Origin of the sequence: Subtercola vilae (assembly GCF_004923255.1) — a bacterium.
GTDB classification, from domain to species: Bacteria; Actinomycetota; Actinomycetes; order Actinomycetales; family Microbacteriaceae; genus Subtercola; species Subtercola vilae.
Map to the genome: position 1 here is coordinate 51,245 of NZ_QYRT01000002.1, position 23,787 is coordinate 75,031.

Genomic DNA, 23,787 nt, shown 5'->3' on the forward strand with positions numbered 1-23,787 from the left:
GGTCGATCTGACTTTGGATACCATCGTACACACCCGTCTCAGAGAACACCGCCGCGAGCCAACGGAACATCCACCATTCTTCTCACATCTGGACGGAACGGGCAGGGCTTGACCTGACCAAAACCCATCACAACGGCCCACCCGCAGTCGTCAGCTGCGACCACCATTCACCAGATCCAGGCGCGCCTCAGGCTGCAGGATGCTCCCGAGCACCCGCTGAGTAAGTGCATGAGCGCCGACGGATGCGGTGGTCACCCTCGCGACCCGGGATATCGTGCGACAGCGCCTGGCCGAGTAGCCTGTTTCGTACTGGAGGTAACCGATGAGAAAACTCAGTGCGGGATTGTTTCATTCGATCGACGGGGTCGTAGAAGCGCCAAACCTGTGGCAGGGCGACAGCTTCGACGCGGAGCTCGGCGACGAGATGGGCTCGCTGCTGGCGAGAGTCGATTCGGTCATCCTCGGCAGGATCGGATACCAGCAGTGGTCGGGGTATTGGCCGAACGCCGGGCCGGATGATCCATTCGGCGTCTTCATCAACCCGGTACAGAAGTTCGTGGCGTCGAACACGCTTTCGGGCACTCTCGAGTGGCAGAATTCTGAATTGATCGAAGGCGATCTAGACACGTTCATCCGCCATCTGAAGAACATCGACGGTGGCGAGATCAGCCTCATGGGCGGCATCTCCCTCGTACGGCACCTGCTCTTCGCGGGTCTGCTCGACGAACTCACGCTCATAACCCATCCGGTGATTGCCGGAGCTGGGCGGCATCTCTTCACCACCAACGACCCGATCACGCCACTCGTATTACTCCGCTCAAGCACCACCAGCAAAGGAAATGTGCTCACGACCTACGGTCTGCGCAAGCACTAGCTCACATGCAGCAGCGCTGCTCGTCAGTGGTGCACAAAAGTGATGTTTCGGGGCGCGTGTACCGGGCTTCAGGGCCCACCGAGCCAGTGGTCGATGCGGTGATGATCGGGCGTGAATCCGTGAGCGACACCCCACAGCACGGCCTGGGTGCGACTCGTCACGCGTATCTTGCGATAGATGCTCCGGATGTATGACTTCACGGTGTTTGGGCTGAGGTACGTGAGCGACGCAACGTCGGCATTGTTCTTGCCCTGCGTGATGAGCGCCAGGATCTCGGATTCGCGGTCGGTGAAACCCTCCCTCCGGCCGGGCCAGTCAAGGCCCATGGCGCTTCCGCTTCGCGGCGGCGGCGTACTGATGACGATCTCGCCTGCGTGAACCGACTCGAGGGCCGCAACCAAATCCCTGGCCGGAAGGGTTTTCGAAAGGTAACCGTGGATGCCTTGCTGCCGGGCGCTACTCAGAAGTGCGGGCTGAAAGTTCCAGGTGTAGACAACGACCCGACTTGCCCGCGGATTTCGAACCAGCGCACCAAGTTCTTGCTGGTCTGACTCGGGTTGGGCGAACGAGTCATACAGAACGATGTCGACCACGTCGTCAAGCGGGGCATTCGCATCGATCTCGCAGACCACGACACGGTCGCGATACTGGTCGAACATGTGCGCCAGGCCCGACAGAACAACGTCGTAGTCGTCCACGAGCGCGATGCGCAGGGGGGCCGGGTGTGTCGATCCACTCATGATTCGAAGGTACATCACACGGGTTCGTCAAAGACCACCCCTTGGGGTGGTCCGGTACGCCTTCTAGGCTGATTTGCTCTTACACGTACCACCCACCTACAACCAGAAGGACAAACATCATGCTTGGTCTCATCATCAGCCTCATCGTCATCGGCCTCATTGCCGGCGCCCTCGCCAGACTCATCATCCCCGGCCGTCAGCACATGTCTGTTCTGATGACGATCGTGCTCGGCATCATCGGCTCTTTCGTCGGCGGCTTCCTCGGCTTTCTGATCTTCCAGCACGACCCGATGGACGGCTTCTTTCAGCCCGCCGGCATCATCGGCTCCGTCATCGGCGCGATCATCGTGCTTTTCATCTACACGCGCGTCGGCGGCCGCCGCGCCGTGAACCGCTGAGCGACCCGTTCGCTGAAACCCGCAGGCAATACGCCTGCACCCGACTGCAAGGGAAAGGTACAAACATGAACCTCGGATACCTCAGCAGCTACCGTCTGCCACGAGCGATCACGACGGTCTACGGTGTCGACACAGCCCAAGAACTCGCCGACCAGCTCGGCGTGACAAAAGAACCCACCGAGGCGCTGGGGGAGAAGGCCGACTCGGCTTACCAGGCCCTCAAGAGCGGCGACCACGCTCCCGCCCGTGCTCTGCTCATTGATGACCTCGGTGTCAGCGAGGGTTCGGCTGACACCGCACTGGCGAGGCTGCCCAAACACTGACGGACGCCAGCTTGCCGCTCAGGTCGTTCTCACGCGGTAACGGATCGCGACTGCGCCTTACCGCGGACGGTAGGCTGCGCTCGCCTCGCCAGAATCGCTCCGGAAGCACCCAATCGGCGGCCCTCGTTCATACCTCTGCTGTATTCGCCGCGGTGTGAACCAGGGCCGCCGATTGCGTTTTTTCCTCCGCCGAGCAGCGGTTGGGGGGCTGGCCCAACACTTTACTTGACATAATGTGCATTATCAGCGACCCGAGCGCGCTGCCAAACCCATTTCATGACGAAGAAGAAAAGCGATCACAGCGCGATGTCACCTGAGCGTCTTCAGGTAGGCGATTGCCATGTCGACAGAAGCGCGAACCGCGTCTGAGTCGCGGCGGGTCTGGCTCAGCAGCAGTCCGCCCTGCACGCTGGCGAGAATACTCAGTGAGAGAGATTCGGCATCGATGTCGGCCCGCAACTCGCCGTGATCGCGCATCGTCTCAAGGCCCACGCGAAGCATCCGTTGCCACTCGGCGAACGATTTCGCGAGGGCCGCCCGTGCAAGCGGGTCAGACTCGGCGAGTCCGCTCGCCAATGATCCGAGCGGGCACCCGCCCACGCACTGGTTCGACTCGATTGACGCGACGATCAGGTCTCGCCACTCCTGCAGGGCAGTAAAGCTGTCGAGCCGCACGAGAATCTGCCGGTGCATGCCGAGAACCGCGTCGGTCTGGTGGTCGATCACCGCGAGGATGAGGGCGCTTTTGTCTTCGAAATAGTGGTACAGCTGCGAGGCGCTCACGCGCGCTTCGGCCTGAATGTCTTCGAGCTTCGCCGCGTCGACACCGTGCTCGAGCATCAATGAACTTGCGGCGACGACGATTCGTTCACGCGTTGCGAGGCCTTTCGCTGTGAAGGTGCGAACTGCAGGGTACTCGAGATTCGATACGGCCATGTGATGACTATATCCGTTTTGTAGTTGCCACTCCATTTTGTCTCGTCCACTCTTGCGATATCACCATCCACTGAGAGAAGAGTTTCATGACATACGACTTCACGGGCAAGACCGCCCTCGTCACCGGATCGACCAGCGGCATCGGCCGCGCCACCGCAGACAAGCTTGCCGCTGCAGGCGCCCGGCTCATCATCAGCGGGCGCGATATCACCCGTGGGCAGGCGGCTGTGGCCGCCATCCGCCAGGCCGGCGGCACCGCGGATTTCGTCGCCGTCGAACTTTCAGACGCCTCGAGCGTGCGTCAGCTCATCGCATGGGCGCTCGAACTCGGCGGCGGTCACGTCGACATCCTGGTCAATAATGCAGGCGTCTTTCCATTCGGGCCGACAGTCGACGTCACCGATGAGCAAATCGACAGTGTCGCTGCGATCAACGTGAAAGCACCGTTCCTGCTCGTTGCCGGCCTCGCTCCAGCGATGATAGCGCAGGGCTCAGGCGCCATCGTGAACATCTCGACAATGGTCGCGAACTTCGGGATGCCCGGCATGGCCCTGTACGGCTCAAGCAAGGCCGCGCTGCAACTGCTCACCAAGGCGTGGGCCGCAGAATTCGGAGGGCACGGCGTGCGAGTCAATGCGGTGAGCCCCGGGCCGACCCGCACCGAGGGAACCGCCGGCATGGGTGAGGGCCTCGATCAGCTCGCCGCCACGACTCCGGCAGGACATCCCGGCGCGGCCACCGACATAGCCGATGCGATCGTCTTTCTGGTGTCAGATTCGGCTCGTCACATCCACGGCGCCGTTCTGCCCGTCGACGGCGGGCGCCTGGCGGTTTAGCGCCCTCTTGCCGAGGATTCCAACGCTCGCGCCGGAGCCCCCAGTCGCACCCGCACATCGCCGGGCAGGGCCTCGGCGCTGTGGTGGGTGATCAGAACGACGATCTTGTCGGCGAGAGCCTGCCGTAAGTCGCCCATCAGTGTCAGCGCGTCGTCAGAACCGAGATGGGCGGTGGGCTCGTCCAGCAGCACAACGTCGGAGCGGGCGAGCACGGCCCGCGCCACCGCCACGCGCTGACGCTGGCCCCCTGAGAGGTAGCTGCCTTCGGGGCCCAGTCGCGTGTCGAGACCGTTCGACAGCTCGGCGACCAGCGAATCGAGCCCGATTCGCCGCAGAACGGTCAGCATCTCGGCATCGCTCGGTGCGTCGCTGCGCTCCCGCGCCAGCAGCAGGTTGGCCCGCAGGGTCGAGTCGAACAGATGACCCTGCTGAGGGCACCAGGTGATGTGGCGGTGCAGGTCGTCGCTTTCGACCGTCGAAACGTCGGCTCCCCCGATCAGGTAGCTGCCTGCGTGTGGCAGAAGATCGCCGAGCAGAATGCTCAACAGCGTTGACTTCCCTGAACCCGAGCACCCTTCAACGACCACCCACTCCCCCGTGCGCGCCGTGAACGAGACACTCTCGAAGACGGGTTGCGGATGCCCGGGCCAGCTGGCGGCGAGCTCACGAACTTCGAGCCGCTGCACCCGGCCGAGCGGATGCGGGTTCTCGACCACACGCGGTTCTCCGCCGCTACAGAAATCGGAGGTTCTGGCAAGTGCAGACGCGAGCGATGGCCACTGGAGTACCGCGTCGACGACAGCCGCCAATGGCTCGACAAGTGCGAGTGGGAGCAGTACCAGAACGGCGGCGACTTCGAGTGGCAGGGTGCGTGCCGTCACGCTCTGCCAGACCGCCGCCAGCATCACGATCGAGGTGGCGCTGCACGCGAGAACTGTCAGAGCGTGACCGAATCCCGATACCCAGGCGATTCGCCGGGCATCCTTTGTCACCTCGGCATCGAGCCGCTCCAGGTCGGCTCGTACGGTCGTGTCGACCGAGTTCGTTGTCAGGTCGGTTGCGGCGCCGAGCATCGACGTGAAGCGGCGCAGCATGTCGCGCTGTCGGTGCCGCTGACGCTCGGTCACGTTTCGATCGGCGACGAGGACGGCGCAGGGAATCAGTACGAGGCACACAACGAACAGCGCCATAATGACGGGCAAAAACTGCCACCGAAGCAGACCGACGGCGACGAGAACGGCGACGGCGGTCATCGTGCCGACTGCCAGAGGCATCACTGCTCTGTAGCTGAGGTCGCGGATGTCGTCGGTAGCACTGACCAGGAGGTCAAGAGCCGTGCTGCCCCGAAACAGGCTGCGGGAACGCGCGCCGTTTTCGGCCAGTGCACTCCAGAGGCGCACGCGCAGGTCGGTGGCAGACCGAAAAATCGCGTCGTGACCGACAAGCCTCTCGCAGTAGCGCAGAGCCGAGCGACCGATACCGAAAAACCGTACGCCGATGATGGCGACGAGCAGGTACATCACTTCGGGTTCCTGGCTGGCTCGCACGATCAGCCAGCCCGACACAGCGGTGAGCGAGACGGCGAAGAGGGTCGAGAGGGTGCCGAGAAGAATGGAGGCGACGTAGTGGCCACGTGCGGGGCGCAAGAACCTCCAGAGTTCCCCGAGAGTTGCCGTCACGAGCGGGCGGCGCGACGGCTGGTCGGCCTGCATGGCTACCGCGTGCTGATCTGAGAGGGCGAGCTGCCCCGGGCTGCTCACGGCTGAATCGTGGTGACCGTTCTCGCCCGCACCGTCTGTGCCGCCGCTGTGCGGTGTATCACGCAACCCGCTCGGTGAGCCCAGATGGATGACCGTGTCGGCGATGCGCGCGACGCCAGCCTCATGACTGGCCATCACAATGGTCACCCGACCGCTGAGACCGGCGATGAGCCGCTCGATTCGCTCGGCATTCGTTTCATCGAGATGGGCAGTGGGTTCGTCGAGCAGTACGAGGTCGGCACCGTCATCGACCCGCAGCAGAACACGGGCGAAGGCAACCCGGCGGAGCTCCCCCGGGCTCAACTGGGCGGGGTCGACATCGGAGAACCCTGTGAGGTCGAGAGATTCCAGCACCTCGGCGACGCGCTCGGGTCGCTCGATTGCGGCGGTACCGCCATAGAGTTCGAGCTCGTGACGTACCGTCGGCAGAACGGTGTGCGGATGCTGCGACATCCACGCAATGCGGTCGGCGTCGACGCCCATGACGCATCCGGTGAGCTCGTACTCAGGTGCTCCCGCGCCCAGCTGGCCGGCCAGCACCGCGAGAACAGTCGATTTGCCGCTGCCGCTTCGGCCGGTGAGAAGAGTTGTCGTGTTCTTCGCGATTGCGAGGGTCAGTCGGTCGAGGGTCGCGTAGTCGCGCCCCGCGAAATGCACGCTCACTTCTTCGAGTCGCAGATCGGGTCCGGGTCGACTGATGCTCAGCCGGGGGCGTCGGGCGATGAGGTCTCGGGCCGATCGAAGGGAGGAACGGCCCTCTTGTGCGGCATGGAAGGCCGCGCCCATTTCACGAAACGGAGCAAAGCACTCGGGAGCCAGTATGAGCACGAGCAGGCCGATTTCGAGGGTGAGAGTGCCGCCCATCAGCCTGAATCCGATAGTGACGGCGACCAGAGCCACCGAGATCGTCGAGATGAGTTCCAGTGCCAGCGACGATATGAATGCCGTGCGCAGCGTGCGAACAGTGGCGACGCGATACGAGTCGGACACGGCGTGCAAGGCGTCGCGCTGTTCATCGGCGCGGCCGAGGCCCACGAGAACAGGCAGCCCGCGTGCGAGCTCGACGAGATGATCAGAGAGCCGGCCCAGAGCGCGAGATGCGGCGTCGACCCTGTCGCGGGTATGCATCCCGATCAGCGCCATGAAAATGGGGACGAGTGGAAGCGTGACCACCACGATCAGTGCGCTGAGCCAGTCGGCGAACAGGATGCGTGCGCCGATCAGCAGAGGAATGACGGCGGCGTTCGTGACCGCCGGCAGCACGGTCGAATAGTAAGCGTCGACGTGGTCGAGCCCGCGGGTGGCCAGAACTGCGGCTGAGCCCACGCTGATACTCGGATCATCGAGGGCGGTGCGGGCGATGCCCTGTCGCAGTCGCTCCTTTTCGCCGACTGCGGCGCGGGATGCGGCGATGGTGCTGGCCCAGCTGGACACAGCACGCAGCACCGCACCGCCAGCGCCCCAGAGGGCCGCAGACGGCAGGTCGGCCGCGCCCGTCGCGAGGCCGCCCAGGCCCGCGGCCAGAGCACCGGCAATCATGACGAGCGAGAGTGCCCTGACCGCACTGATCAGGCCGAGCAGGTACACGATGTGCGCCTCGGCGTTGGGCTTGGTCTCTGCCACCGTCATGTGCGCACGGCATCCACCACGGTGTGCGCTGCGGGAATGTTCGTGTCGCTGATGCGCTTACGAAAGACCCAATATGTCCAGCCCTGGTAGACGAGCACCAGAGGCAGCCCGATTGCGGTGACCACCGTCATCACCGACAGCGTGTAGCTTCCGCTGGCCGCGTTGCTCGTCGTCAGTGAGAATGCGGAGTCGATGGTCGACGGCAGGAGAACGGGAAAGACGTTCGCGAAGATCGATGCCGCGCCGAGCACCAGAAAGATCGACAGGCCGAGGAACGCCTTGCCTTCGCTTCCGCGGCGAGCACTGATCCACGCCCAGCTCACGGCAACGACGGCACCCGCGATGAGAAGCAGACAAGAGAGCCTTCCGCTGGTGAACTGCACCGCGAGAACCCATCCGACAATGGGGAGCAACGCGATCGGAGCCCACCGCGTGACGAAACGGTTGGCCTTCTGCCTGACCGTGCCATCGGTTTTCAGAGCCAGGAACACGGCACCGTGCACGAGACAGAACCCCACCACGGCGAAGCCACCGAGTACCGCGTAGCCAGTGAACCAGGCGAATGCGCCGCCGACGCGGTCACCGTTCGCATTGATGGGCAGACCCGTTGTGGTGAGGGCGAGGGCGGCACCGATGCCGAACGCCACGATGAGCGATCCGACGCCGATCGAGCGATCCCAGGCCCCTGTCCACCGAACGCTGGTGCCTTTGCCGCGGTATTCGATGGCGACCGCGCGAAAGATCAACCCGACGAGCACGATGGTCAACGGAAGGTACAGCGAGGAAAACAGTGAGGCGTACCAGAGCGGGAACGCGGCGAACGTCGCAGCGCCAGCCGTGATCAACCAGACCTCGTTGCCGTCCCATACGGGGCCGATTGAGTTCAGCATGACGCGGCGCTCGGTGTCGGTTCGAGCGGTGAACAGCATGTGCATGCCGACTCCGAGGTCGAATCCTTCGAGCAGCAGGTAGCCGATCCAGAGCGCGGCGATCGCGATGAACCAGATGGTGGGTAGGGCATCCATAGCGGTGTCTCGTCTTTTCTGTCTAGTAGGCGAATGCGAGTACGTCGCCGGAGCGGTCACCGTCGGCGTCATGGCCTGGGCCCGCACCCGGGTCGCCGTCGTGATCGTGTTCGAAGAGCTCGGGGGCAGCTGCGGCGACACCAGCGCGGGCATATTTGAAGAGCAGACGCACTTCGACCACGAGCAGTGCGGCGTACACCACGGTCAGAGTGATCACAGAGAACAGCAGCTCCCCCAGTGAGACTCCGGGAGAGACGGCCGCCTGGGTGAACATGAAGACACCGTCGATGCCGGTGGGGTTTGGTGCGACGACGAACGGCTGCCGGCCCATTTCTGTGAAGACCCAGCCGGCGGCGTTCGCGGCGAACGGCGCGAGGATACCGAACACAGCGAGCCGCATCAGCCACTTCGATTCGGGCACGGTGCCCTTTCGGGTCAGCCACAGCGCGACCAGAGCTGCGAATGCGGCAAGGATTCCGAAGCCGATCATCAGCCTGAATCCCCAGTACGTCACTTGCATGACGGGTACGTACTGAATGCTCTGCCCCGCCTGTGCGCCATAGACAGGACTGTCGGGAATGGTTGTGCCGTATTTCGCCTGATACTCGGGCAGCAGATCATTGACGCCCTTCACCTGGGTGTCGAACGTTCCCGTGGCCAGAAATGAGAGCAGCCCGGGAATCTCGATCACACCGACCACGTTGTCGCAGTTCTGAGTCGCCCCAACGTCTCCGATCGTCAAGACGCTGAAGCTGGTTCCGGTTTGACACGCTGCTTCGGCCGCCGCCATCTTCATCGGCTGCTGCTCGAACATGAGTTTCGCCTGCATGTCACCCGTGACAGCAACGGCCGCGAACCCGACGATGGCCACGACCGCTCCGATTCGCAACGACGTGATCCAGACCCTGTGGTCGGCCTTGTCTCGTCCGACGATCTCGCGCGCCTCACCGACGATGACGCGTTTGTCGGCGTCGACAGTGTCGATACCGTCTCTGCGTCTCTGCCAGAGGTGGTACCAGGCGATGCCGAGGAGAAAGCCGCCGGCGACGGCGAGTGAGCCGAAGATCGTGTGCGAATATGCCAGCAGGGCCGTGTTGTTGGTGAGCACAGCCCAGATATCGTTCATGACCGGGCGGCCGTTCTGCAGCGCTACGCCGACAGGATGCTGCATCCACGAGTTGGCGACGATGATGAAGAACGCTGAGACCCAGGAGCCGGCTACCGCGATCCAGAGGCAGGCGAGATGGATGCGCTTGGGCAGCCGGTTCCAGCCGAAGATCCACAGGCCGAGGAAGGTCGACTCGAAGAAGAACGCCAGAAGTCCCTCCATGGCGAGCGGCGCGCCGAACACGTCGCCGACGAATCGGGAGTATTCGCTCCACGCCATGCCGAACTGAAACTCCTGAACGAGCCCCGTAGCGACGCCGAGAATGAAGTTGATCAGGTAGAGCTTGCCCCAGAACTTCACCATGCGGAGGTACCGCTCGTTGCCGGTGCGCACCCACATGGTCTGCATGATGACGAGCGTCGGGCCGAGGCCCAGCGTCAGTGGCACGAGCAAGAAGTGGTAGACGGTTGTGATGCCGAATTGCCAGCGAGCGATGTCAAGGGCGTCCATGAGGTCAGACTCTCTCTGTCGAGGTGCGCTGCGGTGTGCCCGCCTGCGAACTGGTGTTGGTACCGTGCCCCCACTGTCTCGCAGCAGTGCTGGCGCCACTAGGGCCGAAGGTCCCAGCAGTGCTCTTCGGGGTGAAACGAGCAGACCTGCGATCGATGCGGTGCCGGTAGCCGCGAACACGCCGGTTCGGGGCAGCGGTGAGCGCCTGGGCTGGGCGGGAGAAGAACCAGTGCTTCGCGCCCTCGACCAGCACCAGATAGGCCAGCACCATCCCCACCAGGGCGAGAAAGAATGGAACGGGCAGTGGCAGAAAGCCGAGCAGACCCGATACGGGCGAATACGGAAGCCAGACGCCGACGACCACCACGCCGAGCGACGCGAGGGTCAGGGCGACGGATGGCCGGCTTCGGAAGAAGGGCACTCGTCGGGTTCTGATCGCGAAGATGATCAGGGTCTGTGTGGCGATCGACTCGATGAACCAGCCGGCCTGGAATTCGCTCTGCTGAGCGTGGAAGACGAAGATCATCAGCGCGAACGTCGCGAAGTCGAACAAGGAACTGATGGGCCCGAACAGCAACATGAAGCGTCTGATGTAGCCGATGTTCCAGTGAGCGGGAGCCTGTAGTTGTTCTGCATCCACCGTGTCGGTGGGGATAGCGAGCTGGCCCGAATCGTAGAGCAGATTGTTCAGCAGGATCTGCCCCGGAAGCATGGGCAGAAACGGGAGTACGACTGAGGCGACTGAGGCGCTGAACATGTTGCCGAAATTGCTCGAGCTGCCCATCAGCACATATTTGATGGTGTTGGCAAAGATTCGGCGCCCCTCGATGACACCATCGGCGAGAACGCCGAGGTCTTTGTCGAGAAGGAGCACGTCGGCGGCGTCTTTGGCGACGTCTGCCGCGGTCTCAACCGAGATACCGATGTCGGCCTGGTGCAGGGCCAGCGCGTCGTTCACTCCGTCTCCGAGAAACGCGACTGCCCGCCCAGTGTGCCGCAACGCTGTGATCACACGGGCTTTCTGTTCTGGTGACACCCGCGCGAATATTGTCGCAGCCGCCGCCGCGATCTTCAGGTCGGCGTCGGTCATCGCGTCGATATCGCTGCCCGTGAGAGTGCCCCCTGAGCTGAGTCCGATGTCTTCGAGCACCTTCTCTGCTACGAGAGCGTTGTCTCCGGTAGCAATTTTCACGCTCACGCCCAGCTGTCGAAGCCTCTCGAGCGAGTCGCGAGCATCAGGTTTGGGCTTGTCGAGAAAGACCAGAAACCCGGCCAGGGTAAGGCCGATCTCATCGGTGGCGCTCAGGTGCCGCACCTCCCCCGCAGCTTTCACCGCAACCGCAACAACACGCGCGCCAGCTGAGTATTGGCTGCTCAGCAGCGCTTGAGCCGATGCGGGAACATCAGTGCAGATTCGAAGAACGTCTTCGGGTGATCCCTTCGTGACGATGAGCCGCTGCCAGGGTTCCGGGCACTCGACGAGGGCGGTGGTCATGCGTCGTTCGTGGTCGAAGGGCAGCGAGTCGATTCGACGGTAGGTCTCGGGATGCACTGCCGCAGACAGTGGTGAATTCCACAGCGCCGCATCCAACGGATTCAAACCGATCGTAGAGACGGGCAGGGCGGTGAAATCGGTCTCGGTAGCCAGGAGACCGAGCTCGAGCACTCGCTCGATGGAGATCGCCTTCTCGTTCACAGCTAGCGCGGCGGTGAAACTGATCCGCCCTTCGGTGAGCGTGCCTGTCTTGTCGGTGACGAGCATGTCCATGTCGCCGAGGTCTTCGATGCACACCAGACGCTTCACCAGCACCTTGCGTTTAGCCAGAGCCCGAGAACCTGTTGCCAGGCTGGCGCTGACCACGGCGGGCAGCAGTTGAGGGGTGATGCCCACCGCTATGGCCAGCGAGAACAGCAGGGAGTCGATCACAGAGCGGTGAAGAAGCAAGTTCGCTGCGAAGATGAGGGTCGTCAAGATGACCGCCACCTCGAGCAGAAGCACCGAGAATGTGCCGAGCCCGCGCTGAAACTCGGTCTGGGGCTGCTGGGTGCCGAGCCCCACCACGATCTGTCCGAACTCGGTCGCCGGCCCGGTGGTGATGACGATACCCGTCGCGGTTCCTGACTGGATGATCGTGCCCATCAGCACGCACGAACTGAGTTCGCCCACCCCGACACCCGGCGGGCATGGAGCCGGGGCCTTTTCGACCGGCAGCGACTCACCGGTCAGAATGCCCTCGTCGCACGACAGATTGCGCGAATCGAGGAGTCGGATGTCGGCGGGCACCACGGCGCCGATCGACAGTTCTACGACGTCTCCGGGCACCAGCCGGGTGACGTCGATCTCGACTGCGTGCCCGTCGCGGAGGGTGACCGCCGTGTGCCGCACCTGATCGTGCAGGGCATCCGCAGCACGTTCTGCACGAAACTCGTTCACGAACCCCAAACCGATGCTGGCCACCAGAATGACACCGATGATGAGGGAATTCGTACCCTCGCCAACAAAAACGGATACCCCCGCTGCGACGAAGAGCAGCAAGAGGATAGGGCTCTTCAGTTGGCGCCCGAGCACCCTCCATGGGTGAGCGCGGTGACTTCGCAAAGCATTTGGTCCGTCCGACCGCAGCCTGGCCTCGGCCTCCACGGCAGTGAGCCCATCTCGTGTGGAGCTGACAAGGGCGCAGGCCTCATGCGGTTCGATCGCTGCCGCAGCGCCGAGTCGTGATCGCGCCGACGTCGCCACTTCGCTCACGTGACATTTCCGACCACAATCGTCGGTGCCGGGAGGCTGGTGAGAATGCCGTGACTTGTCGAACCGAGAAGCAGCCGGCGAAGGCCGTGGTTCTGGCGGCTACCGACGACAAGCAGCGACGCTGACTGGGCCTCGCTCACCAACGCTTCTACCGTGTCTGCGTGGCACAACAGGCCGGTCACCGCCAGCGACGGAAACGCCAGACGAAGCCGGTCGACGGCAGCGTTCAGAACAGCGCGGTTACCCCGTTCCAGTTCATTGCGGGTGCGCGAGTCGATGAATGTCTCCTGCCAGATCGGAGGTTCACGCCAGACGCTGATGACGCGTAGCTCGAGCCCGAGAAGCGCCGCCTCCGACGCAGCAAACAGTGCTGCGGTCATCGCTGTCTCAGTTCCATCGACGGCAGCCATGACACCCTGCCGGGCTTGAGCGTCTGGAGCTGGAATGACAGCCACTGGGCCGTACGCGGTGCTCGCCAGAGTGATGCCCAGCGAATTGCGGGCGCGCGATCCTCCTGGCCCGGCCGGCGCACCGAAGACGAGCAAAGTTTCGGGCGCGCTGAGGCGCAGAATCTCGTCGTGCACGTTTCCGTTCGAGACATGCACGACGATGTCAAGCGCTCGGTTCGTGAATCGAATATGGTCTGCGGTCGTTTCGAGAAGTTCGGTGGCGGCACCGACTTCGGCTTGGGTGGCAGGGTGAGCGTCGTCGTTCGTCTGCGGGTCGATGACGTGCACCAGCGTCAGCGTCTGGTCGTGCGCACTCGCGTATTCGACGGCCCACGCGGCAGCGGCATCGTCGGCGCCATATTCGCCGATGCAGAGAACGGCGCTACGGTCGGCGGCCCGAGAGGCTGCCGCAGGGAGCTGCGACGCCGACGGGGTGGACTGTGCGGAGGGATTCATGCTCTGGCTCCTCGAAAAGCGATGGCGGGCGTGGGAGTTCATCAGGTGGCCGTAGCGTATGCGGGGGCATCGACAGCCATGATCGCGGTGGGCACAGCGAGGTTCATCAGCACGTCGTGCACGGTGTGGCCAAGTACTCGACCCGCTGATCCTTCGTGCTGGCTCTGCCCGAGAACCAGCAGCAGCGCTGACGCAGATGTTTCGATCAGTCCTTCCGCCGTTGGGCGACGGATGCTTCGCGTTCTGATGGTGAGGGCGGGTTCGACGGCGCGCGCGATGGCTTCGGCCGCGGCCAGCGTTTTGTCGGCACGAAGCGCTTGAAGCATCGACCGATTCGTGTGAGCCGTGAACGTCTCGTCGGCGACGTCGGGCAGAGTCCAACAGTGAACGATGCTCAGCCTGCTCCCCGTCGATGCTGCTTCTCGGGCAGCGAAGGCCAGTGCCGTCCGGTCGAGCTCAACGCCTTTGACGCCCACAACGACGCCGGTGTGCGAGCTTCTACCCGAACTGGAGGGTACGAACACGACCGGGCAGTGGGCCGCCGCGGCGAGCTGAATGAACCGCGAGCCGTAAACGCGACCCTGCACGAAGCCCGTCTTGTGGGTACCGATCACGATCGCGGCTGCGCCGCCCGAGGTCGCTTCGATCAATTCGTTGAGGGTGTCTCCGACGCGCAGTTCAGATGACACTGTGACGTGTGGAGCCGCGAGGCGTGCTGTGTGGGCATGGTCGGCCAAGCGTGCCGATGCAACCGAAACGATATGTGCGTCATGCGAGTCGGTGACCGTCATCACGTGGGTGAGCACGACTTCGGCGTTGTCGACGCCACTGTGGTCGAGCGCCCACGACGTTGCAGCCCGACTGGGTGCGGATTCGTTGATACCGACGATGATGTTGCCGCTCATGGTTACTTTCTTCTTTCACGCACGCGTGGTTGCGGTTCTGGTACCTTCCAGCGTGACCGCTGTCAGTCGCCGAGTGCAGAGGCTTTGGTCCTGACATTGCTGCCGGTCGCTGCCCCGGCCGCGCTACACTCGGGGTACCGGGGTTGGTCGTGGGCAACGAACCGCGGGGGCGTCAGCTATCCGAGGCGGTATCTGCATGACTGGTGAAGAGTTTCTCTCCTTTCCCGACGCGCAGCGCGGGCAACTCGACCAAGCCATCACCGATCTCGTTGGCAAAGCCCGAGACGTGCTCTCCACCCAGGGCAGACTTCGCGCTCTGCTCCGAGCGAATCAGGCCGTCGTCGAACAGCTCGACCTTCCGGTGGTGCTCGAGCGTATTGTCGCGGCCGCTGTCGAACTGGTGGGAGCACAGTATGGTGCTCTCGGGGTGCTGTCACCGCAGGGCGGTCTCGAACAGTTCATCAATGTGGGAATGACACCAGAAGACATTCGTGTCATCGGCCACCTACCCGAAGGCCATGGGCTGTTGGGCGCGTTGATCGATGATCCTCGACCCATTCGGTTGGAGCAGCTGTCTGCTGATTCTCGCTCCTCTGGCTTTCCGGTGGGCCACCCGCCGATGGGTAGTTTTCTGGGTGTGCCGATACGGGTGCGCTCAGAGGTGTACGGCAATCTGTACCTCTCGAACCAGGCATCCGGTTCGTTCAGCGCCGAAGATGAGCAACTCGTTACGGCGTTGGCAGCAACAGCGGGAGTGGCGATCGAGAACGCACGCCTGTTCGCCGAAACGCGGCGTCGCCAGCGCTGGTCGGCAGCATCGGCTGAGATCACGTCGGCGCTGCTGTCTTCTGATGACACCGATCTGATTTCTGTGGTGGCAAGCCGCGTTCTTCCGCTGGCCGAAGCAGACCTCGTCTTCGTGCTCGTACAGAGCGACAGGCCGGATACCCTGATTGTCGAAACGGTTGCAGGTACCGACCCGCTGGTCCACGCCGGCCAGACACACCAGATCTCGACATCGCCTCTCGGCGGCGTGCTCGAGGGCGGCCAACCTCGGTTGTTCGGCTCTGGTGAGTTGAAACTGAGATTTTCGGCAGACCTGCACGCTGGCCCGGCGATGACGATCCCGCTGTTCTCCGACGGTGTCGCCAGCGGCCTCATGGTTGTCGTCCGTACCACCGAGAGGCTCCCGTTCATCTCGAGCGACCTCGAATTGGCGGCGGATTTCGCCGGCCAGGCGAGCTTGGCGATGGAGCTGGCCCGGGCTCGCGCAGACCGTCAACGTTCGGCCCTGCTCGAAGACCGGGCGCGCATTGCACGTGACCTGCACGATCACGTGATTCAACAGATCTTCGCGACGGGCCTCGAACTGCAAAGTGTTGCGGGTGGCCTTCGTTCTCGCTCCGACTCCGATCGCATCGTTCAGTCGGTGGCCAACCTCGATTCGAGTATCGCCCAGATTCGCACCATCATCTTCGCGCTTTCTGGGCGCCCGGCCAGTTCTGAGCAGACAATGCGGCACCGGATGCTCGACCTCATCAATGAACTCGGTGCCGGTTTCATCGACACCCCGCAGGTCACTTTTGCTGGCCCGGTCGATCTGATCATCACCGACGAGTTGGCCGACGACGTCGTTGCCGTGTGCCGCGAAGCGCTGACGAACATTGCCAAGCACGCGTCAGCGACGAAGTCCAGTATGACGCTGCACGTCTTGGGTGACGAGGTGGAGCTGGTGGTGCGTGACAACGGGGTCGGCATTCCAGCTGCCGGCCGCCAGAGCGGGCTGAGAAATCTCCGAAGGCGGGCAACCGACCGCGGGGGTTCTTTCACTGTCACGTCAGCGCCGGGCGAAACCGCCCTCTTGTGGCGCGTACCCCTCCCCGAGGTAGAAGGCTGAACCGTGATTCGAGTATTTCTGTTAGACGATCATGAGTTGGTGCGACGCGGTATTGCCGCGCTTCTCAGTGCCGAGCCTGATATCGAAGTTGTCGGCGAAGCCGCAACCACGGCGCAGGCCCGCACGCGTATCGCTGCGACCCTGCCCGACATCGCAGTTCTTGACGTTCAACTGCCCGATGGCAACGGCATCGATCTGTGCCGCGATCTCCGATCGCAGCATCCCGAGCTGGGGTGCCTGATGCTGACGGCGTTCGACGACGATGACGCAATCTCGGCAGCCGTTCTGGCCGGCGCGGCAGGCTACGTGCTGAAAGACATCCGGGGCAGCGGGCTGATCGACTCGATTCGGGCGGTTGCCGCGGGCCGGGTGCTTCTCAGCCGAACAGTGACGAAACGCGTTGTGCAACGGCTGCAATCGACGGCAGAAGCTGATCCGAGGCTCGGCTCCCTGAACCCTCGCGAACGTCAGGTACTGACCCTCATTGCTGACGGGTTGACCAACCGTGAGATCGGCGTCGAGCTGTCATTGGCAGAGAAGACGGTCAAGAACTATGTGTCTGGCCTGCTCAGCAAACTCGGGCTGCAACGGCGCACCCAGGCGGCGATCTTCGACCTGCAGGCACGCACCCGCGACGCCTGAATCACAGCCTGCGGGGCTGCCCCTGACTCTCTCGAGACAGCCGATCAGACCTCTACAGGTTCGTTCTCTAAGCGGCTGTAGAACGACATCAGCGCTCTTCGATTGCTGGTGGCGCCCGATCTCACCCACGGCCGGTCGTTCATGAACGCATTCTCGGGGGTGAGAATCACAATCGCTGTCTCGGGGCCCCGCCCGCCCCATCCGGTCTGCTCACTCAAGACGGTGAAGACGCCGTTCGGCAACACTCCGTGCAGCGCCGCGATCATGGCGATGAGGCTGGGGTGGGGCTGTTCGAACAGTGCGAGCTCGACGCAGTTGCGGGCGGCCAGTGCCGCCGCCACATTTTCGGCCACCGTCTGAGGGTCGCACGACGGTGCGCTCACAATCAGGGCGGTACCGATCGGTCGCGGTGTGCTCACAACCTGCTGGCCGAGGATGACCGCGGTGCTGCTGTCGCCGACTTCGGTGAAGCTGTGCACGAAGCTCTGAAACTGGCCGGCCGCCATCTCGCCGTCGGGATTCGTGTGCAACAGCTCGGCGACTCGACAAAAGGTCGCCGCGAGATGGGAGGCAGAACTGTGCCGCCACAGCTCCTCTGCGTTTTCGTCCAACGCAAACAGGGCAGGGAACGTGTCGGCAGGGTGCGGGAGGAAGCTCGCTTTACGCAGCCTGGTCTCGCGGGTCGGGCGGAGATGTGTTGCGGTTGTCATGGTACTCACTCTCGGTCTCGCATTCAGGTGGCATAAGAGGTCAATGCACCGGATCAGGCGTGCAAGATTTCTGCCGGCGAAGCCATACTGACAAAGCCGGGTACGTCTGCGGCAGGGTCGTTGGTCCTGCACTTTCGCGCGCGCCGCTTCGCGCGCGGCTTCGTGCGTCGGTCGCACGCAGATCGTGCAGGTGACCTTGTGCCCTACCGATGACGCCGCACACCGACAAAACTCAAGACATGACGAAGACACTCGAAAATACAGCGACACCGGCACCGAGTACCCGCACTGCGGCACGTATTCTGGTGGGAATCGACGGGTCGGAGCAGAGCATCGATGCGCTGCGCCGAGCCGTTCGTTTGGCTGGTTCGCTAGACGCGCCGGTGCATGCTGTGATCACGTGGCGTGCCCCCGTCTCTTTCGGTGGCCTCGCCAACTACGAAACCTCACCCGAGACCGACGCCACGAATTCACTGAGGCACGTGACAACCGCCGTCTTCGGCGCCCGAACCCCGGAGTGGTTCACGCAGTCGGTGCTCGAGGGGGTGGCGGCCCACGTATTGGTCGCAGAAAGCGTCGGATCGCAGATGCTCGTTGTCGGTCATCACGGCCACGGCGCTCTCGCAGACCTCCCCCTCGGCTCGGTCAGTGCGGCCTGCGCCCTGCGCGCTCACTGCCCTGTGCTCATCATGCACGACGTACGTTCGGCCGGTGCAGCCGAATTCAGCTGACAACAGGCCGCGAGTGGGAGTGGAAAAAAGCTACTCTGCCGCAAATGTCAACCGGGTGAATGTGGAATCGCTCCTGTCTATCGTTTTGTCAGTGGAGATCGTGAATGCGCGGGAGGCGCTCTGGGCACAGTTGTCAGAGTGCATCGACGCATGCGCCATTGCTTCTGAAGCTGCAACAGACTGTGCAGATGAGTGTGTACGGTTCGATTGCGACGCTGGTTCCAGGAGTGTCTTTCTGCTCACCTTGGACTGCATGGCAATCTGCGATGCGGTTGCTACGTCTCTTCAGCACTTCACCGGCGCGTATCCTGACGTCACCCGTGCGATCGTCACAGGGTGCCGAAGCGTAGTAGAGACCTGCGTCTGGGCGGGTCTGAACGCGCATCGGCCGGGCGCCGGTCATCTCTTCTGGATCGCATCCTGCGCCCGAGTCGAGCGGGCATGCTCGAAGCTGCTCCAGGCGCTCGACACTCGGTTCGAGTCGACCTGAAGCCGTCTTCTGCGACTCAAACGAAGAAGCCGAGGGGTTCGGGGTCGTGGTTGTCGAGCACGTTCTTCACCTCTTGATAGTTGCGCAGGGTCTGCTGGTCGGTTTCCCGCCCGTACCCTGACTGCTTGTACCCGCCGAAACCGGCACCCGCGGGGTACTGGTGGTACGTATTCACCCACACACGACCGGCGCGGATGTCCTGGCTGGCCTTGAACGTGATGTCGGTGTCTCGGCTCCACACCCCGGAGCCGAGCCCGTAGATGGTGTCGTTGGCGATCTGGATCGCGTCGTCGTAGTCGGCGAACGGAGCCACCGTGACGACAGGGCCGAAGATCTCCTCCTGAAAGACACGCATGCCGTTCGAGCCCTGAAAGACGGTCGGTTCGACGAAGTAGCCGCCGGCCAGGTCGCCGCCGAGTTCAGCCCGAGCTCCCCCGGCGAGCACTCTGCAGCCCTCCTGCGGCCCGAGGGCGAGGTAGCCCGAGATCTTCTGAAGTTGATCAGCGCTGTTCTGCGGGCCCATCTCGGTTTCGGTGTCGAGCGGGTTGCCCACCTTGATTCTCTTCACTCGCGAGACCGCATTGTCGAGGAATCCGTTCGTCATGAGGTCTTCCTGCAGCAGCGCACGCGACGGGCAGGAGCAGATCTCGCCCTTGTTCAGCGCGAACATCGTAAAACCTTCAATGGCTTTGCGGTAGTAGTCGTCGTGCTCGCGAGCAACGTCGTTGAAGAACAGGTTGGGGGATTTTCCACCGAGCTCCATTGTCGACGGGATGATGTTCTTGATCGCGTACTGCATGATCTGCCGGCCCGTCTCGGTCGATCCCGTGAATGCGACCTTGCCCACACCTTCGTGTTCGACGAGGTGCTGGCCGAGAAGTGAACCGCTGCCGTTCACGACATTGATGGTGCCCGGGGGCAGCAGATCCTGAATCAACTCCATCACGTACAGAATCGAGATCGGCGTGGCGCTCGCAGGCTTCAGAACAACGGTGTTGCCGGCCGCGAGGGCAGGGGCGAGTTTCCATGCGGCCATCAGAATGGGAAAGTTCCAGGGGATGATCTGGGCCACGACGCCGATCGGCTCGTAGAAATGGTACGAGACGAGGTTGTTCGAGAGCTTCTTGATGGTGCCCTCCTGCGTGCGGATGGCGGCTGCGAAATATCGAAAATGATCGATGGCGAGCGGGATGTCGGCGGCGAGGGTCTCTCTGACCGGTTTGCCGTTCTCCCACGATTCCATTACGGCGATATCTTCGAGATGCTGCTCGAGCCGGTCGGCGATCGCGTTCAGCACGGCTGCGCGTTCGGCCGTGGTCGTAACCGACCAGGTGCTGAACGCGCGCTGGGCAGACCAGACGGCGAGGTCGACGTCAGCGTGACCCGAATGTGTGTACTCGGCGATCGGCAATCCTGTCGCCGGGGCGAGATCTTCGGCGTACTCGCCAGAGATCGGCTTGACCCAGTCGCCGCCGATGAAATTCTCGTACCTGCTCTTCAGCGGCACAATGCTGCCAGCGCTGCCCGGCCGGGTGTACGTCGTGCCGATTTTGCCGAGCTGACGGTTGTCGGATTCTGTACTGCTCGTGTTCGGTTCTGCGACGAGTGTCATGGTTCTCTTCTTTCTTTTTCTGGTTCGGGTTCGAGTGCGGCGGCGCGGCCGCAGGTCGCGGCGGCACAGTCAGGTGGTGACGTACTGCTTCACCGCGAGGGTGATGTCGCCCAGCGCCTTCTTGGCGTCGTCGAACAGCATTCCGGTCTGCGGTGCTGAGAACAGTTCATTCGGGATGCCGGCGTAGCCGGGACTCATCGACCGTTTGACGACGACCACCGAGGTGGCGTGGTCGACGTCGAGAATCGGCATCCCTGAGACAGCGTTGCCGGGGCGGCGAGCGGCCGGATTGGTGACGTCGTTCGCGCCGACGACGAGCGCCACATCGCAGGTGTCGAAGGCCGGGTTGGCCTCTTCGAGCTGCAGCATCTGGCTGTACGGTACGTTCGCCTCGGCAAGGAGCACATTCATGTGCCCGGGCATCCGGCCAGCAACAGGGTGAATGGCGTACTTGACATCGATGCCGTGGTCAGTCAGTAGTTTTGCGAGTCCGGCGACCTCGTGTTGGGCCTGGGACGCTGCGAGCCCGAAGCCGGGAACAATGATCACGTGGCGGGCGTAGGCCAGCTGCAACCCGACGTCGTCTGCCGTCACTTCACGAACGTTGGCCGTGACGGTGGCGCCCAGCGCCACCGAACCGCTGTCGCCGGTTCCAAAGCCGCCGAGCATGATGGTGAGCACCGATCGGTTCATCGCTTTGGCCATCTGGAGGGTGAGAATCGTGCCCGCAGCTCCCACCAGCGCACCGGCAATGATCATCGACTGGTTGTCGATCACAAAACCCGCCATCGCCACAGCGAGGCCGGTGAAAGCGTTCAGGAGCGAAACGACAACAGGAGCATCCGCGCCACCGATCGGCAGCACCATCAACACGCCGAACAGAAGCGACGCGACGAGAACGACGAGAAGCATCGGCCACGACGTCGGCTGCGCGATCATCGCTCCCCCGGCGCCCAGTGCGACGAGCACAACTACGACATTCACAACGCGGGCGCCGGGAAATTGGATCGGCTGGCCCGGGATGACGCCCTGCAGTTTACCGGCAGCGATCAGTGAGCCAGAGAGACTGACAGAGCCGATGATGACATCGAGCACCACCGGAACGCTCGTGCTGGGTGTGAGGCCGGCCGACACGTCTCGGCCGAGGAAGTCGGCGAACGCGATCGCCGCTGCGGCCCCGCCGCCCACGGCATTGAAGAGGCTGACGAGTTGCGGAATGTCGGTCATCTTCACCGACCGGGAGCGCACGACGCCGAACGTGCCGCCCACGATCACGCCTGATGTCAAGGCGATCCAGCCCAGAGAGTGCGAGTGAGAGAGCGTGATGGCGTACACGAGGGTCGCGCCGACCGCCGTGATCATGCCGCCGGCCGAAATGAGGTTGCCGCGCCGGGCTGTTCGAGGGGTGCGCATGAGATGCAGCCCGACGACGAAGAACACCGCGGCTGCCAGGAAGACCACGCCGATGATGAAAGCGAGCAGAGTCATGAGGTCTTCCCAGACATCGTTGTTGCAGGTGTGGTTGCTGCCACTGGTGTCGATGGCCGTGCGGCAGCGGGAGTGAACATGCGAAGCATGCGGTCGGTGACGACGTACCCACCGAAGACGTTCGCCGAAGCGAAAAGTGCCGCGATGAAGGTGAGGATGTACCCGGCCGGGGTGTCGGCCGCCGCCGCGACAGCGACCGCTCCGGCGATCACGACGCCGTGAATGGCATTCGCACCCGACATCATCGGTGTGTGCAGAGTCGAAGGAATCTTGCTGATCACTTCGAACCCGACGAGCAGGCTGAGTACGAAGATGGCCAGATTGCTGAACAGGGTCTCGGTCATGCGTTCAGGCTCTCCTCGAGTCGACGGGCGTGAAGCTGTGCGTTGACGACCTCGCCGTTGTGGCAGATCAGCACGGCGGTATGGATGTCATTGGTGAGGTCGACCTGCAGCTGGTTGTCGGTGGTGAACGATTCGAGCAGGGCGTGGATGTTGCGGGCGTACATTGCCGATGCAGAAGTGGGCAGCTCTGCTGCCAGATCACCGGCGCCGATGATGCTCACTCCCCCGGCAGTGACAACCGTTTTTCGATCGACTGACCCAGAGACGTTGCCGCCGAGATCGCTTGCGGCCAGGTCGACGCAGACCGAGCCGGGTTTCAGGGCCGTGAGGGTTTCTGCCGACACAAGGAGCGGCGGTGTGCGACCGGGCACTTTCGCTGTGGTGATGATGATGTCGAATGTGACCAATTCGCGAGCGAGTTCTGTTTGCTGCAGTTCGTGTTCCTCGGGCGAGAGCGCCCGTGCGTAGCCACCGGCAGCGGCGCCCTCGGCGATACTCGAGGTCAGGAAGCGGGCCCCGAGCGACTCGACCTCACCGCGGGAGGCGGGTCTGACGTCGTATCCCGTGACGACAGCGCCAAGGCGCCTGGACGTAGCGATTGCCTGAAGGCCCGCGACGCCGGTGCCGATGACGATCAGGTTCGCCGGTCGAGCGGTGCCCGAGGCGGTGATCATCATCGGTAGGTACCTGCCGAAGCTGTCGGCCGCCACGACGGCCGCTTTGTAGCCGGCAGCGCTCGCTTGCGAGCTGAGCGCATCCATCGACTGAGCGCGGCTGAGGGTTCGGGGTAACAACTCGAACGCGGCCGCCGTCACACCAGTCTGGGTGAGCGCCGCGACCAGCACAGGGTCGTTCAGAGGGTCGAGGAGGCCGATCAGAAACTGGCCCGCCCTCAGCAGAGCAATGGTGTCGGCGCCGGGGGCATGAACAACGGCGAGTACATCGCACTGATCGATGATCTCGCTGCGCGTGGCTAGAGACGCGCTGGCCTGTTGATAGGCGCTGTCAGGAAAACGGGCTTCCTCTCCGGCGCCGAACTCGATCAGCACGTCGTGGTCTGCCGCCGTCAGGCGTGCAACCGTCTCAGGGTCAAGAGCGACCCGTCGTTCGCCGGCCGCCGTCTCTCTGACAACGCCGATCGTGATCTGTTTCTTCATACTGCTGAGACTGCTCTT

General features: G+C 63.2%; 21 protein-coding genes. 8 read left to right on the forward strand and 13 right to left on the reverse strand.

Features of this window, described 5'->3' with window-relative positions; genetic code table 11:
* Nucleotides 1-322 precede the first annotated feature (322 nt).
* Complete coding sequence (locus tag D4765_RS01210; protein WP_136640403.1) at nt 323-874, forward strand: dihydrofolate reductase family protein; 552 nt, start codon at nt 323-325, stop codon at nt 872-874.
* Nucleotides 875-942: 68 nt separating this feature from the next.
* Here D4765_RS01210 and D4765_RS01215 read toward each other — a convergent pair whose 3' ends face one another.
* A complete protein-coding gene (locus D4765_RS01215; RefSeq protein WP_136640404.1) occupies nt 943-1,614 on the reverse strand; it encodes a response regulator transcription factor in 672 nt (223 codons plus the stop codon).
* A gap of 119 nt (nt 1,615-1,733) precedes the next feature.
* Here D4765_RS01215 and D4765_RS01220 point away from each other — a divergent pair, with 119 nt between their 5' ends.
* Both D4765_RS01220 and D4765_RS01225 read left to right on the forward strand, forming a co-directional pair.
* The gene (locus D4765_RS01220; RefSeq protein WP_136640405.1) at nt 1,734-2,012 is read left to right on the forward strand and encodes a GlsB/YeaQ/YmgE family stress response membrane protein; all 279 of its coding nucleotides are present in this window, start codon (nt 1,734-1,736) and stop codon (nt 2,010-2,012) included.
* A gap of 65 nt (nt 2,013-2,077) precedes the next feature.
* Nucleotides 2,078-2,335, forward strand: a complete 258-nt coding sequence (locus D4765_RS01225; protein WP_136640406.1) for a hypothetical protein — start codon at nt 2,078-2,080, stop codon at nt 2,333-2,335.
* Between the two features lie 309 nt (nt 2,336-2,644).
* On the opposite strand, the gene D4765_RS01230 is transcribed toward D4765_RS01225, so the two are convergent.
* Complete coding sequence (locus tag D4765_RS01230) at nt 2,645-3,271, reverse strand: TetR/AcrR family transcriptional regulator (protein ID WP_136640407.1); 627 nt, start codon at nt 3,269-3,271, stop codon at nt 2,645-2,647.
* 86 nt (nt 3,272-3,357) lie between these two features.
* Here D4765_RS01230 and D4765_RS01235 point away from each other — a divergent pair, with 86 nt between their 5' ends.
* Nucleotides 3,358-4,107, forward strand: a complete 750-nt coding sequence (locus D4765_RS01235; RefSeq protein WP_136640408.1) for an SDR family NAD(P)-dependent oxidoreductase — start codon at nt 3,358-3,360, stop codon at nt 4,105-4,107.
* Here the strand turns inward: D4765_RS01235 and cydC are convergent.
* The 6 genes from cydC to D4765_RS01265 are packed head-to-tail and all read right to left on the reverse strand — an operon-like array spanning nt 4,104 to nt 14,698.
* Nucleotides 4,104-7,496 carry a thiol reductant ABC exporter subunit CydC gene (gene cydC, locus D4765_RS01240; protein WP_136640409.1) on the reverse strand — a complete coding sequence of 1,131 codons (3,393 nt, stop codon included), beginning with the start codon at nt 7,494-7,496 and terminating at the stop codon, nt 4,104-4,106. The genes D4765_RS01235 and cydC overlap by 4 nt on opposite strands.
* A complete protein-coding gene (gene cydB / locus D4765_RS01245; protein ID WP_136640410.1) occupies nt 7,493-8,521 on the reverse strand; it encodes a cytochrome d ubiquinol oxidase subunit II in 1,029 nt (342 codons plus the stop codon). Before cydB ends, cydC begins: the two co-directional genes overlap by 4 nt.
* A 22-nt stretch (nt 8,522-8,543) precedes the next feature.
* Nucleotides 8,544-10,139, reverse strand: coding sequence for a cytochrome ubiquinol oxidase subunit I (locus D4765_RS01250; RefSeq protein WP_136640411.1), 1,596 nt, complete (start codon nt 10,137-10,139; stop codon nt 8,544-8,546).
* Between the two features lie 4 nt (nt 10,140-10,143).
* Nucleotides 10,144-12,888 carry a magnesium-translocating P-type ATPase gene (mgtA, locus tag D4765_RS01255; protein ID WP_136640412.1) on the reverse strand — a complete coding sequence of 915 codons (2,745 nt, stop codon included), beginning with the start codon at nt 12,886-12,888 and terminating at the stop codon, nt 10,144-10,146.
* A complete protein-coding gene (locus tag D4765_RS01260; protein WP_161580307.1) occupies nt 12,885-13,793 on the reverse strand; it encodes a universal stress protein in 909 nt (302 codons plus the stop codon). Before D4765_RS01260 ends, mgtA begins: the two co-directional genes overlap by 4 nt.
* 41 nt (nt 13,794-13,834) lie before the next feature.
* Nucleotides 13,835-14,698 carry a universal stress protein gene (locus D4765_RS01265; protein ID WP_136640414.1) on the reverse strand — a complete coding sequence of 288 codons (864 nt, stop codon included), beginning with the start codon at nt 14,696-14,698 and terminating at the stop codon, nt 13,835-13,837.
* Nucleotides 14,699-14,894: 196 nt separating this feature from the next.
* On the opposite strand from D4765_RS01265, the gene D4765_RS01270 reads away from it, so the two are divergent.
* Complete coding sequence (locus D4765_RS01270; RefSeq protein ID WP_136640415.1) at nt 14,895-16,595, forward strand: sensor histidine kinase; 1,701 nt, start codon at nt 14,895-14,897, stop codon at nt 16,593-16,595.
* A gap of 3 nt (nt 16,596-16,598) precedes the next feature.
* Nucleotides 16,599-17,237 (forward strand): response regulator, encoded by a 639-nt coding sequence (locus D4765_RS01275; protein ID WP_136640416.1) that lies wholly within the window; start codon nt 16,599-16,601, stop codon nt 17,235-17,237.
* A gap of 44 nt (nt 17,238-17,281) precedes the next feature.
* Here D4765_RS01275 and D4765_RS01280 read toward each other — a convergent pair whose 3' ends face one another.
* On the reverse strand, nt 17,282-17,947 hold the full coding sequence (locus tag D4765_RS01280; RefSeq protein ID WP_136640417.1) for a hypothetical protein: 666 nt from the start codon (nt 17,945-17,947) through the stop codon (nt 17,282-17,284).
* A 239-nt stretch (nt 17,948-18,186) separates the two neighbouring features.
* Between D4765_RS01280 and D4765_RS01285 the strand changes: the two genes are divergently transcribed.
* The gene (locus D4765_RS01285; protein ID WP_161580308.1) at nt 18,187-18,678 is read left to right on the forward strand and encodes a universal stress protein; all 492 of its coding nucleotides are present in this window, start codon (nt 18,187-18,189) and stop codon (nt 18,676-18,678) included.
* 100 nt (nt 18,679-18,778) lie between these two features.
* Nucleotides 18,779-19,168 carry a four-helix bundle copper-binding protein gene (locus D4765_RS20255; RefSeq protein ID WP_476718326.1) on the forward strand — a complete coding sequence of 130 codons (390 nt, stop codon included), beginning with the start codon at nt 18,779-18,781 and terminating at the stop codon, nt 19,166-19,168.
* Nucleotides 19,169-19,184: 16 nt separating this feature from the next.
* Here the strand turns inward: D4765_RS20255 and D4765_RS01295 are convergent, their stop codons facing one another.
* The 4 genes from D4765_RS01295 to D4765_RS01310 all read right to left on the reverse strand — a co-directional run bounded on the left by D4765_RS01295 (nt 19,185) and on the right by D4765_RS01310 (nt 23,769).
* Nucleotides 19,185-20,780: an aldehyde dehydrogenase family protein gene (locus D4765_RS01295; protein WP_136640420.1), complete on the reverse strand. Its 1,596-nt coding sequence runs from the start codon at nt 20,778-20,780 to the stop codon at nt 19,185-19,187.
* A gap of 69 nt (nt 20,781-20,849) precedes the next feature.
* Nucleotides 20,850-22,268 carry an NAD(P)(+) transhydrogenase (Re/Si-specific) subunit beta gene (locus tag D4765_RS01300; protein ID WP_136640421.1) on the reverse strand — a complete coding sequence of 473 codons (1,419 nt, stop codon included), beginning with the start codon at nt 22,266-22,268 and terminating at the stop codon, nt 20,850-20,852.
* A complete protein-coding gene (locus tag D4765_RS01305) occupies nt 22,265-22,612 on the reverse strand; it encodes an NAD(P) transhydrogenase subunit alpha part 2 (protein WP_136640422.1) in 348 nt (115 codons plus the stop codon). The genes D4765_RS01300 and D4765_RS01305 overlap by 4 nt, the downstream gene beginning before the upstream one ends.
* Nucleotides 22,609-23,769 (reverse strand): NAD(P) transhydrogenase subunit alpha, encoded by a 1,161-nt coding sequence (locus tag D4765_RS01310; RefSeq protein ID WP_136640423.1) that lies wholly within the window; start codon nt 23,767-23,769, stop codon nt 22,609-22,611. The genes D4765_RS01305 and D4765_RS01310 overlap by 4 nt, the downstream gene beginning before the upstream one ends.
* Between the last annotated feature and the right edge of the window lie 18 nt (nt 23,770-23,787).